Origin of the sequence: Pseudoalteromonas sp., assembly GCF_041629635.1 — a bacterium.
Taxonomy (GTDB): domain Bacteria; phylum Pseudomonadota; class Gammaproteobacteria; order Enterobacterales; family Alteromonadaceae; genus Pseudoalteromonas.
The window spans coordinates 1-12,199 of sequence record NZ_JBFKMX010000114.1; the positions used below are offsets into that span (position 1 = coordinate 1).

At 38.4% G+C, this 12,199-nt stretch carries 12 protein-coding genes; 6 read left to right on the forward strand and 6 right to left on the reverse strand.

What is annotated here, in order from left to right; all coding sequences use genetic code 11:
* Window positions 1-291, reverse strand: a 291-nt coding sequence (locus ABYD77_RS14420; protein WP_372770820.1) for a hypothetical protein, incomplete at its 3' end; no start/stop codon positions are given.
* A 742-nt stretch (window positions 292-1,033) separates the two neighbouring features.
* Between ABYD77_RS14420 and ABYD77_RS14425 the strand changes: the two genes are divergently transcribed.
* Entirely contained in the window at window positions 1,034-1,438 is a 405-nt protein-coding gene (locus ABYD77_RS14425) for a hypothetical protein (protein WP_372770821.1), read from the forward strand.
* Between the two features lie 2 nt (window positions 1,439-1,440).
* Here the strand turns inward: ABYD77_RS14425 and ABYD77_RS14430 are convergent, their stop codons facing one another.
* The 3 genes from ABYD77_RS14430 to ABYD77_RS14440 form a co-directional block, all read right to left on the reverse strand.
* Window positions 1,441-2,139, reverse strand: a complete 699-nt coding sequence (locus ABYD77_RS14430) for a hypothetical protein (RefSeq protein WP_372770822.1) — start codon at window positions 2,137-2,139, stop codon at window positions 1,441-1,443.
* A 23-nt stretch (window positions 2,140-2,162) separates the two neighbouring features.
* Window positions 2,163-2,927, reverse strand: coding sequence for a hypothetical protein (locus tag ABYD77_RS14435; protein ID WP_372770823.1), 765 nt, complete (start codon window positions 2,925-2,927; stop codon window positions 2,163-2,165).
* Window positions 2,928-2,996: 69 nt separating this feature from the next.
* The gene (locus tag ABYD77_RS14440; RefSeq protein ID WP_372770824.1) at window positions 2,997-5,018 is read right to left on the reverse strand and encodes an alkyl/aryl-sulfatase; all 2,022 of its coding nucleotides are present in this window, start codon (window positions 5,016-5,018) and stop codon (window positions 2,997-2,999) included.
* A 420-nt stretch (window positions 5,019-5,438) separates the two neighbouring features.
* Between ABYD77_RS14440 and ABYD77_RS14445 the strand changes: the two genes are divergently transcribed.
* The 3 genes from ABYD77_RS14445 to ABYD77_RS14455 all read left to right on the forward strand — a co-directional run bounded on the left by ABYD77_RS14445 (window position 5,439) and on the right by ABYD77_RS14455 (window position 8,782).
* Window positions 5,439-6,278 carry a collagenase gene (locus tag ABYD77_RS14445; protein WP_372770825.1) on the forward strand — a complete coding sequence of 280 codons (840 nt, stop codon included), beginning with the start codon at window positions 5,439-5,441 and terminating at the stop codon, window positions 6,276-6,278.
* Between the two features lie 44 nt (window positions 6,279-6,322).
* A complete protein-coding gene (locus ABYD77_RS14450; RefSeq protein ID WP_372770826.1) occupies window positions 6,323-7,033 on the forward strand; it encodes a hypothetical protein in 711 nt (236 codons plus the stop codon).
* 129 nt (window positions 7,034-7,162) lie between these two features.
* Entirely contained in the window at window positions 7,163-8,782 is a 1,620-nt protein-coding gene (locus tag ABYD77_RS14455) for a diguanylate cyclase (protein ID WP_372770827.1), read from the forward strand.
* A gap of 147 nt (window positions 8,783-8,929) precedes the next feature.
* Here ABYD77_RS14455 and ABYD77_RS14460 read toward each other — a convergent pair whose 3' ends face one another.
* Window positions 8,930-9,748: a TIGR02285 family protein gene (locus ABYD77_RS14460; RefSeq protein ID WP_372770828.1), complete on the reverse strand. Its 819-nt coding sequence runs from the start codon at window positions 9,746-9,748 to the stop codon at window positions 8,930-8,932.
* Window positions 9,749-10,066: 318 nt separating this feature from the next.
* On the opposite strand from ABYD77_RS14460, the gene ABYD77_RS14465 reads away from it, so the two are divergent.
* Complete coding sequence (locus ABYD77_RS14465) at window positions 10,067-10,438, forward strand: hypothetical protein (RefSeq protein WP_372770829.1); 372 nt, start codon at window positions 10,067-10,069, stop codon at window positions 10,436-10,438.
* On the forward strand, window positions 10,435-11,232 hold the full coding sequence (locus tag ABYD77_RS14470) for a PhzF family phenazine biosynthesis protein (RefSeq protein WP_372770830.1): 798 nt from the start codon (window positions 10,435-10,437) through the stop codon (window positions 11,230-11,232). The genes ABYD77_RS14465 and ABYD77_RS14470 overlap by 4 nt, the downstream gene beginning before the upstream one ends.
* Before the next feature lie 18 nt (window positions 11,233-11,250).
* Here the strand turns inward: ABYD77_RS14470 and ABYD77_RS14475 are convergent, their stop codons facing one another.
* The gene (locus ABYD77_RS14475; RefSeq protein WP_372770831.1) at window positions 11,251-12,198 is read right to left on the reverse strand and encodes an L-threonylcarbamoyladenylate synthase; all 948 of its coding nucleotides are present in this window, start codon (window positions 12,196-12,198) and stop codon (window positions 11,251-11,253) included.
* Window position 12,199 lies beyond the last annotated feature (1 nt).

A 12,199-nucleotide genomic window follows, 5' to 3' on the forward strand; every position in this document is an offset into this window, starting at 1 on the left:
AATTCCACGCAACAAATAAATAAAAGTGATGATTGTTAGTGCTAAACGCATTAATGGTAACTTTATAATCGCGCCAGCTGCAGAAAATACATAAGTTGACCACGCTGTAAGAATAATAAAGATAACGCTGGTGACGATTGTTGGCTGGATGCTGCCTTTTTCGGCAAGTTGTGCCATTTGCTCACCAGCGCCAAAAAAACGGTACCAAGGTGCACCAAAATAAATACACCCTAAGTGCAATAACGCAGCAATAGCACTTAACGAACCGCCAATAATCAAGCAGATATTCATCAAATTAACGTCCTTTAATAGTATTCATACCTTTGCCACATTTTATATATAAACTAACACATACCTACATGAAGAGGTTTGCCCTTTCTAAGTTGATAACCAAATTGCTGATAAAATTTTTATTCCCAAAAATTGCCATCGTAGCAACTTAGGTTATGTATTGACTTAAACAGCTTTCTATTTCTTGTATAAAGTGTCTGCCAAATTAAACTAACTGAAATCAAAAAAACACCTCAAAAAGTATCCTTTTTGAATTTTTGCCATTTATTAATGTAGGAACTTTAACGGAGGGTGATAACAATTGATTGAACGGTATACTAAGCCAAGGCTTATCAAAATAAGCAACATTGTAAATATGTTTAGCAATTTAATTACGGGTAAACCATTTTACATAACGTCGTAAACCCCCTGTAGTTAGAAACAATAAGCCAATGACACAACACAGGGAAGTATGACATTTCTCTTTAGGACTTCACTTTCAATGTTGCTTGTCCCTATCAATGGGGATTACATCATGCTTTGTAAGGTCTGGTCAGCAAATCAGTTTGTATACATGTTACTAATTATTTAGCCTAACGATAGTAAGTTTTTATATAGGAGCTTGATAGTAAAATAGATTTTCATTCCCTCGTTTTATAAGTTGTCATTTCTGTTATGCTAGCCACTCTAATAACCACAAAATCTATTTTAACCAGTATTTATGAAGCCTCTTCAAATCCTTCTTCTTGCTATGGCAGTTTTTATGAGTTCTGCCTATGCCAACCAACTAAAACCTTTTACTAGCGACGGCTGTAGTGCATTTCCGGATGGTACGTTCGAACAAAATACGTTGTGGTTAAATTGTTGTGTGGCACATGATTTAGCTTACTGGCAAGGTGGCACATATCAACAACGAAAAGATGCTGATAATGAATTAAAAGCATGTGTTGCAGGGGTGGGAGAAAAGCAGATTGCTAGTTTAATGTTAGCTGGCGTACGTGTAGGCGGTTCGCCTTTTTTTCCAACCACATTTCGTTGGGGCTATGGTTGGCCTTACCCTAAGTTATACGGCCAACTAACCAGTGAAGAATTTAAACAAGTGAACGCGCAACTTGAGCAATTAAAGCGTAAAAGACCAAACTTAGCTGCGCTAAAAAAATCAATATAGCATTACTGCTGTTTGGCAAATGGCGCAGTTAAATTAAATTCAAGCAGAGTGTTATTTGGAATATTTACCGAATTTCCACCAGTGAGTAATGAAATGCCCGCACCCACCTTAGCACCATCTTTCGCTCCTTTGGAGCCATTTGCTAAACCGCCAATTGCCGCTAATCGTGCAGTTCTTCCAACAGTAGATTTACCTGTGCCCTCTGTAACAGCCTGCGCAGCAGAAGTTTTTATTGGATGTAATTGGTTATCAATCAAAATGTCGGTGAATGTGAAGGTGAGTGATGACTTACCAGCTAGCCGGCCCGATTGATTTGCACTTGTTATCACGCCATACACAGTTGAACCTCTTGGCGCAAGTGTTTGGCCATTGGCAACCAAGTCAGCCTCTAAGCTCGCTATAAATTTTTTTCCGGCCGCGCTATTTTTGCTATTTATCGTTTCCATAGTGCGTACCATAATTCGAGTGCCTGCAGGCACAATTAGTTCGTGACCTTGCGCTTGTGGCTTATCTATCTGAAGTGATTGAATTTTATCTTGGCTAAATTCCAATTGCTGACCAGCTAATTCAAAAACGACTTTGCCATTATCTTGTGAAATTACTTTGCCATTGAGCACTTGCCCATCTGTTAAGGTGATAGTATCAGCCTGCACGCCCGCTAAATAGCACATCGAAAATAATGTTAACAATACCTTTTTCATTTTTTGCCCTTTTCCTGTTTTAATTAAAGTTGGTAATTAAACTCGATACGATGATCACCATCCGCTAAATCAACTGCTTTATTCCAGTTAGCAAAATAACGAATATTAGCTCTTGGACTAAGTTGATAAGAGGCCACAAACTCATGTGTTAAAATCTGGCTGTCACCAGCATAGTAATTGTTTTTATAACTGTCGCTACCTGACACTGTGGTTAACCAAAGTGGATTGTAATTAAGCCAAACTTTATCGCTAATGGTAATTTTTCCGTAAAAGCCAATCGCAGCAAATGCACCGGGTATTTTATACCCGTCGTCTTTATCATTCTCTACCGTTAAACCGACACCAGCCAAAGGATAAAGCTGAAAAATGGAAAATTTTGGTAGGGCTTGAATAAAGCTATAAGAAGCATCTAAGGTTTCTTTATCGATATTTGCGTTTACATCAATTTGTGTGCCACGACCATTTTCAGTATTTACACTGAAATTACGAAATCGAAACGCATCAATTGAGTTATCAACCCACTTAAATAATGGCTTTTCATTGTCGCGAATACTTAAAAGATCACCTGCAATGCCTTTTAACTCAATGATGTTCATACCCATAGTGATATCACTACCAGTGTCGTATGTTTGTCCTACTTTGAGGTTAACCCCTTTGTCCGTAAGACCCACACCAGCCTGTGTATAAACAGCTAAAGGATCGGACATATCCTGAAGCTCTTGCTCTTCAGCTGCTGCTGAAAAACCAAACATTGCCAGTAGTGTCATACCTAAAGAAAGTTTTCGCATACTCGACATTTCCTTTGTTTATTAAAAAGGCAGCTAGCTCGCTGCCTTTCATACAACGACAAGCGCTATTTACTTGTAAAATTTAGCATCTACTTGCTTAGCACTAAATGGCACAACTTCAAACGCTGGGTCAAATTCAACAAGTGAACTTGCGAGTTTTTCGATCACAGACTGATCACCTTTAAACTCAACTTTATTTTGCGCAACTAAATCTTTTAACTTAGCTTGACCAAATAAAATTTGTTTAAACGCAGCATCATCTAACGCCAATTCCGCATCTGCCGCTTTAGGTTTTTCGAGTTGAATGTTGCTCAAGTTACCATTTGACATTTCTACGTAGTAATACTCGTCTGTACCTTTTAATTTAACACTCATGGTAAATGGTGTATTTTGTGCTTTAAGTGAGTCAACTTGAACAGCAATGTAATCCAATAGCATCCCAACATCCATTTCCGATACCACATCAGCTGATGCTGATTTTGGCGCACCTGGTGAGACTTTACCTAAACGCAGCTCTTGTGCACCTGTTAGGTAAATATTGCGCCAGCCTGCGCCTTCAGCTTGGTAACCAAGTTGTTCATAAGTATCCGCAAGTAAGCTTCTTGCAAGCATATTACCTGGCTCTGCCATTACAACTTTGTTCAATGCTGTTGCAACAAAACGGTACTCTCCCTTATTAAAGTCTTTTGTTGCACGAGATAACACTTCTTTTGAGCCTCCCATGTATTCAACAAATTTTTTAGCCTCTGCCTTTGTTGGCAATGGGTTTAAATTTGCCGGGTTCATATCAAAATAACCCAAATACATATTATAAACAGCACGCGCATTGTGTGAGTATGTACCATGGTAACCATTGGTATGCCACGATTTGAAAATACTTTCTGGCATCACTTCGTAAATGGCATCACCCAAATCTTGTAATACATAGCCATTATTAGCTAAACGCAACGTTTGGTTGTGTGTGAAACCATAGGCATCACGCTGCATTTTTAAGTAATCCTGAATTTCTTGATTACCCCAAATTGGCGATGAGTGAGAACCAAACAGTGTTTCAGCTTCCCCACCAAAATAGTGAAGCATTTCATTGATTGTTTTTGACCACTTCAAAGAGTCACGCACCTTAGCCCCACGCAATGTATACACGTTATGCATACCATGGTAAGTCACCTCACCTGTCCAAAGTGCTTTCATTGATGGGATATAAGTAACCATTTCAGATGGCGCTTCAGTGCCTGATGCATCTAAAAACACCATTTCAACACCATCAATTATCAGAGTCTCAATTTTATCTTTATGGTTTAACTCATAATCAGGCTTCACGTAAGTAATTTCACCGTAAGAAATACCTTTTGCTAACGCAGCATCAACAATACCCTGCTCACTTCTACCTAGTGTTGCACCATACTGATAAGCCGCCCTACGTGACATTGCATTACCCGCAAGTACGTTTTCATCTACCGCTTCTTTAGTTATGTTTTTCGAGCCATACACTTTTACATCAGGAAAGGCATCTTGAATTGCACGCGCGCCGCCAAAGTGGTCAGCATGAGAGTGCGAATAAATCATTGCCACAACAGGTAACTCTTTACCAGAAGGAACATTGTTAAAGAAGAACTTAAGCACTTGCGCTGCAGCTTCCTTTACCGTTAGCACATCATAAACAATCCAACCTGTGTTACCTTTAATAAAGGTAAGTGATGCCAAATCAGCCCCGCGTACTTGGTAAACCTTACCAGGAAGAACCTCATATAAACCTTTCGCACCTTGGTTTAATACTGCTTGACGCCAAAGCGATGGGTTGACTGTATCCGGTGCATCACTTGCGCTGTTTAAATCAATAAAATCAAAGCTATTACGAATAATATCGCCCGTTTCTTTGTCGAACTCAGCAATCAGTCCAGCGCTGTCATTTTCGAATGCTCTACCATCAGCAAAGTTTAATGTTTGTGCTAGTGCTTTATTAGCATTAATAGTTGCCGCCGTTGCTGGTTTACCATTCACATTTTTCAAATTAAGTGCATGTTCATCAGCAGCAACATTGCTGCTTGCAAGTCCTAAAATAATACTTATTGTTAGTAAATTACGTTTCATAAAGTTCTCCTTTTTGTATTTACCATACTAAGCTACAAACCGATCACAATAATAGATTTAATTGGTATTTATTATTTAAAAATAAGCGCTCACTATTATTTGTGAACTCGCTAGCACTTATCATGATTTTAATACCACTATAAAACAGTTTTATTAACCAAAGCTGAAGCTATGTAAGTATCAAGTCAGTAAAGCAACTTATCATTAATCATTGCAATTATTTCATTAACTAAGGACAAGCTTATCCTTTTTTTAATAGCTCCTACCATCAACTGTATCGATTGATATACAACCAATTGATTTTTTTTATTTCTTTTTAAAAAAGTTAAGAAGAAATTAACTTTATACAAAATAATTGTATACATTATATGATATATGTTTTACATTATTTTTACATTCACAACAACAGGAAATTGCCTAATGAAAACAATAAAACCAATTGTGCTAGCGCTATCATCCCTAGTTATTTCTAATTCTGCCATAGCTAAAGGTAAGCCAACAGCTGACTCTATTCTGCCTTATAAGTTTACTTGTAGTGAAAGTTTAAAGTTTCAAGCGCAAGATATGTCGCAACAACAATTTATTGAAAGTTGCGCACTTGTAGGTGCAGAAGAAGAGTATTTCCATCAGCGTTTAGAAACTGGCTATCAAGCTGTTGCTGGTGATTTAAACGATGACCTTTTAATGGTTATTTTTGACAACTACCGCCAGTACGATCGCTACGGTTTCCGTTTATTTGGTATTAATACCAATAATGGTGGCATGTATATCGAAGGCAATGCTGAAGATCCTAACAATCAAGCAACATTTTATGCTCATGAAGCTGATTGGTTACGACCAGAATTTGCTATTTGGAATTTAGAGCATGAATATGTTCACTACCTTGATGGTCGCTTTGATTTGAAAGGTAACTTTTCTGATTATCCTGAAAATACAGTATGGTGGAGTGAAGGCTTAGCTGAATATATCTCGCTAAAAGACAACAACGATGATGCTGTAGCATTAGTTCAAGGTAACTTCCAAGACCGCACTTTAAACCAAGTATTTAATACAAACTACTCAAATAGCAGCGATGAAATTTACCGCTGGGGATACCTTGGTGCGCGCTTTATGTTCGAAAACCATATGGACCAAGTACGAAATATCCGAACAGCTGCACGCGTTGGTAACTGGGCCGAGTATCAAGCCATCTTAGCAGAGACCGCTGCCAATTATGAACAGCAGTGGCAAAACTGGTTGGTTACCTTAGCAGGAAATTAATTGATATCACTATCACAAGGATGTGATTTTTCATTGGAGTTTATATGAAAATAAGCATATTTTTTATCACATTCTGTTTGTTTCATAGTGTGATTGCATCAGCACAAACACACATTACAAAACAACTTATTACATCGATAGCTGCCAATATAAAACACAGCCAATCATCCGATAACCCAGAATTAATTCAACCCATATCACGTGTAAAGGGCCATTACAACCCATTCACTGGAACCACTCTTTTTGTTGATTTTGATAAGTTACAGCCAACGGAACAACTTAATAAAGAGCTACTAAATCTAGCAAGTGAAGATAAAAAGCTTTATTTTAATTCATCTCAACAAAATGCAAAAACGTTGTCACACCATATTTATCAATTAGAGAGAAAGCTCAGCGTACTTGAAAAATCTGATAACACATCTGAACAAATTGAGTATGCACGTCACCAGCTTAGCGAGCTGACAATCAAGAAAGCCAAAATTAATAATCAATATCAGAGCGCAAAAAAGGCGGTTTTAAATGATGTTATTACAGCAAACACACTGCAAAATTTACTAAAACAACTCTCAGCAAATGTCTGTCATTTAGGGCAAACGTCCAAGCAATCTCTAAAATCAATGACTCTGGTGTTAGCTGGAATACAAAATACTGAGCAAGAAATTACTTGGCATTTCTCAAACCTATTAAGCTGCCAAGATAATTCGTTGCAAGAACAAACTAATTTTCTCAATTCAAGGCAGACATCACGATTTTAATATAGCAAAAAGTGGACACAGTTAGTTTCCATTAACCTCATTAAGCACAACGCAAGAACTTTACCTATACTAGTGTTAAAAGTGTCGTTTTCTAAATTACTTTCTATTTAACACTTTATAGGCATAACAATGTTCAATTTTGTAGCGCGAAGTTTGCGGATTAAATTATTGCTAATCTTTCTGCTTATGTTACTCGCGTTTACCAGCGTTCATTTAGTAATTCGCCAACACTGGACTATTCCGCTGTTGATTGCTCTAGAGGTAGAAAATGATAAGAAAGAGATTTATAAACTTAATTCAGCGCTAGACCGTGTTTTTAATGAATTAGAAACGCTTGTATATGATAATGCCGTATGGGATGAGTTATATAATGTAATAATCAAACAAGATTTAGCCTACCTTAAAGATAATTTTTTAATTCCGCATTCATTTGTTTCGCTTAAAATTAATGGCATAATGTTTTTTGATAAAGAACAAAATCTTATCAATGAACTGGCAATTGATAAGCATAATAATCCGCAAAGTACTTCTCCATTTACTGCATTATCGTCAAACTTAAAAAGTAAACTGCTTATTAGCAGACAAGAAGTCATTAATAATGGCGAGCAAGCCATGTTTAAACAAGGAATAGTAAGCATTAATGATCAATTAATGCTATTTGTCGGTGGCAGTATTCTACCTTCTTCAGGCGAAGGTGAATTTGCAGGCACTATGTTTATTTGGAGTTACTTTGATGACAAGATAGCCAGCCAACTGTCTGAGATTACGCAAAACCCTGTTTCTTATGTTGCTTTTAATGAGTTTCTGACACTTGAACCATTAATTGATTTTTCTACTATTAAGAACGTAGAGCAAATACGTACTAATAGCCCACATATTCATGTGATGTTTAATGATATATTTGATAAGCCTGCATTAGTACTGGGTTTTCCAACCCCCAAAAGAATGTTCAACGACAGTATCTTCGAAGCCTCTATGGTCGTGGCGTTGCTTTTATCGCTGATCATATTACTGGTTATTTACTTTGTGATCACAGTAATGATTATTGTGCCATTACACAAATTACGAACAACTGTCAGAGAGGTTATGGATAAAGGTGATTATCAACTTTCGACAAAGATTGAACGCGCCGATGAAATTGGTCGCTTAGCCTTACTAATCGATATTTTATTTAACAAAGTGAATATTCAGCAAACCGCCTTAAAACATAATAACCTTCAATTAAAGCGTTTAAGTGATACCGATCCACTTACTTCTATCGCCAACCGACGCGCCTTGATGCAAGTACTAGAGCACATTAATGAACAAGCCATGCCGATCAGTGTCATTATGTTAGATGTGGATCACTTCAAAAAATATAACGACGGGTACGGCCACCAACAAGGTGACCAAGCTCTGAAAAACTTAGCAAAAACTCTTAAACAGCATACACTTAGAGAAACAGATATAGTGGCTCGCTATGGCGGCGAAGAGTTTGCCGTAATACTACTGAACACCAGCCAGAACGATGCTTTTGCCATTGCTTTGAGCATGTGTAAGGCGATAGAAGCATTATCAATCGAACACAAATATTCTTGTACATCTAGCTATATAACTGCATCATTTGGAGTCACCAGCTGTGAGCAGTTTGATAATTTTTCAATTGAAACCCTATTTCATCAAGCGGATAGCGCACTTTATCAAGCAAAAAGACAAGGTCGAAACTGTGTTGTAAGGTTTTCAAGCAAGGCCACAAAGCACGCGGTTTAAGCTTAACATATTTTAATGCTATTCTGAGCTGCATTACGACTATAGGCAAGAAAGCTAATTTTTAATAACCACAAGCATGGATATATTGTCCATATTCTCGATACTATTTGGTATCCAAACAACTAAATCTAAGTTGTCTTAATCAGCTTACAAATAAGGGATTAGTATCAGTGAAATATGCTTTGGTAACCAGCGTAACATCAAGGCTTTAAATTGCTCCCCCCTATTGACTTCACTTAGCACAGCGTTAATTGCCTTAATAACAGCTACGCCTTGTTTATTTTTACTACAACCAATGTACCCTTTAGAAACCGCCTTTGTCTCGAGAACAGTGAGCTGCATAAGCTCATTATTCTTGTCCATAAGAGATTTTAAATAAGTGTGTTCACTGGGGTAGCCTAAAATAATATCGACTCTGCCTTTTAGCAGCATGTAGGTTAAGCTCTCAAGTGTATCGCGCCCTGCTCGCGCTGATATTTGTTGCTCGGGTGACAGTGATATAATCTCGTCAATTTCTTTACCAAACGAGCGATTGAGCGTGGTGCCTATTGTTAAACCGTTTTGCATAATCAACTTTGTGAGTGATACTGCAATTTGATTGTCGAGCTGTAATTTATCCACCGTGGATTTTCGCATTGCAATGGCCGGAGATAAACCCAGTGTTGAAAATTCATCCGTAAAATGAATAAACTTTTCTCGCTCTTCATTTCGATAAAGTGAGGCCATGCAAAATACCTCATCATCTTTAGCAAGCGCTTTAACTGCACGACTTGCAGGCATCACATGACGTTTAAACTGATAGCCAACTAAGTTAGCTGATACCAAATCAATTACTAGCTCATCTCGTCCTTGACCCTTTAAATCGCCTTCAAGAATATAATAAGGAGGATAATCAACCACGACCCAGTTAATTATCTCCGCAAGGCAATACGTGGGGAGCAGCAATAAAAGTAACAAAATTCGCACTTTTCCCGCCTCAAATACAACCACTTTTTAAGTTTAGGCTATCACGTTGAAAATTTTCAGTAAGATTTATTTTTACTATAAAATAATGCGCTTATGCTTCGATGGTAGTAAAAATACCTCATCCTCCATCCGCTACTAATGCAAAAGCAAACCTCAACGCTGCAACAAAATGAAACAACAGTGCGTTTTATTGAACACCAAAAAATGCTTTTATTGCTGAGCAATTAGCAAATGCAGTAAAGTGATGAATTCAGATGCAACAACACCTGATACAGGCCTGTTTATTTACGCTAAAAAACGCACACAATAGGAAATACCATGTTTAACCAACACGTGCTTTACATCACTATTAATAAAGATCACATCACAATCGACAACTTTGCAGCCAAAAAACAGGAAGTGATCACTGGCGCGTTTTCTAATACACGTTTAGCTATCGCGCATTTTCTAACTTGCGAAGCTAAATTAAAAGAAGCCATCAAACGTGTGCAAAGCAAATCATTACTGCAAAGCCTTACATTGGTAATGCATCAAAAAGTACTCAACGATGGTGGTTTATGCGAAATTGAAGAGCGAATTTTACTTGAGTTGGGCTTAGGCTCTGGCGCAAGCAAAGTATTTATCTGGCAAGGTGAACCACTCACCAGCGAACTCATCTCACAAAAAATTTACGAAAAAGGACAATCATGAAACTTGAAATGCAAGTAGTCGATGCGTTTACAGATGAGCTGTTTAAAGGCAATTCTGCGGCTGTAATCATCACAACTGAATGGCTGCCGGAATATAAAATGCAAGCCATTGCGAGCGAGAACAATTTATCCGAAACCGCTTATTTAGTTAAAGATACCAAAGGTGTTTTTCATATTCGCTGGTTTTCACCGCTCACTGAAATTGATTTTTGTGGCCATGCAACACTTGCATCTGCATTTGTCTTATATTCTAAGCACCCTGAAATATCAGCGCTTAAATTCTTCGCAAGCGCAGTAGGCGAAATGACCATAGTTAAAAACGCCCTTGGCCGCATTGAAATGGATTTCCCAAATCGCAAACCCGTTCCTGTTGCCACCAGCGACATACCTGCTGCCTTGCTTGAAGGGCTTTCACATCCCCCTATTGAGGTGCTTAAAAACAACCAAGCTTACTTCGCCATTTATGATAATGAAGAAATTATCAACGCGATCACCACCGATTCTGACAAGCTCAAACAGCTTGCGCCTTTTGATGTTACAGTGAGTGCGCCAAGTAAATACTTTGATTGCGCATCACGTTATTTTTGGCCAGCCAATGGCGGTGACGAAGACCCAGTAACCGGCTCTATTCACACAGGTATTGCACCTTACTGGGCCGAAAAGCTCAATAAACAGCAAATTGTAGCGCTGCAAGCATCAAAACGCAGCGGCATTTTGTACTGTGAAGTAAGTGGAGAGCGCGTCAAAATCTCAGGAGATGCAGTGCAATACCTAACAGGTACTATTACTGTTTAAGAAAAGCGCTAAACTACCTCAACACGCTGCACGACTAAGGCGATCATTGACTGCTCGCCACTCTTCTTTTGTTGGTGGCAGTTGCACAACGATTAATTGCGTACCTAACTTATCAATTCTATATAAAGTACCATAAAGCGCTTTTCCATACTCCTTAGCGTTGTTTGGTAATAACGTTAATTGTGCCAGCTTAAGTGAACATGTAAGTGTTTGAGATAATGCTTGTGAATGCATAATAACATGCATATTTGGTACCTCTTCACAGTCAACTAACGCTAAGATTTCTTTTTCAGTCATCATTTTAACTGGCGTGTTAGGCTGATAGTGTGCTTTCACATTGCCTGGCACCACCTCAATATGCGATTCTGGTGTTGCAACAGGAAAGCCAAGTACTTGTTCTAATTGTTTAGTGGTAATTGGTCCTGCTCTTAAAACTCTAGGAGTTTCAGACACCAAATCAATAATCGTGGACTCCAGCCCATGTTCGCAAATCCCTCCTTCTAGCACCGCATCAATCCGCCCATTCAGTCCATTAATGACTTGTTCCGCACTGGTTGGGCTTAGTTGCTTATAGCGATTCGCAGAAGGAGCCGCCAACCCCTTGCCGAATTGTTCTAATACATTTAAAAATAGCGGGTGCGATGGCACTCTAAGGCCTATGGTTGTTAAACCACCAGTCACCACATTATTTACATCAGGTGCTTTTTTCAAAAGCAGCGTAAGTGGCCCAGGCCAAAATGCCTTAGCTAATTTATACGCTGCATTTGGAATATCACAAGCCCATTGTTCGAGCTGTTTAGCACTTGCAAGGTGAACAATTAAAGGGTGATTCTTTGGCCGACCTTTCGCTGTAAATATTTTTTCCAGCGCAAGCTCATTAGTTGCGTCTGCAGCCAAACCGTATACAGTTTCGGTTGGTAGCGCCACACATTGCCCTGCTTCTAGTAACGTCAGGGCTCTTACAATC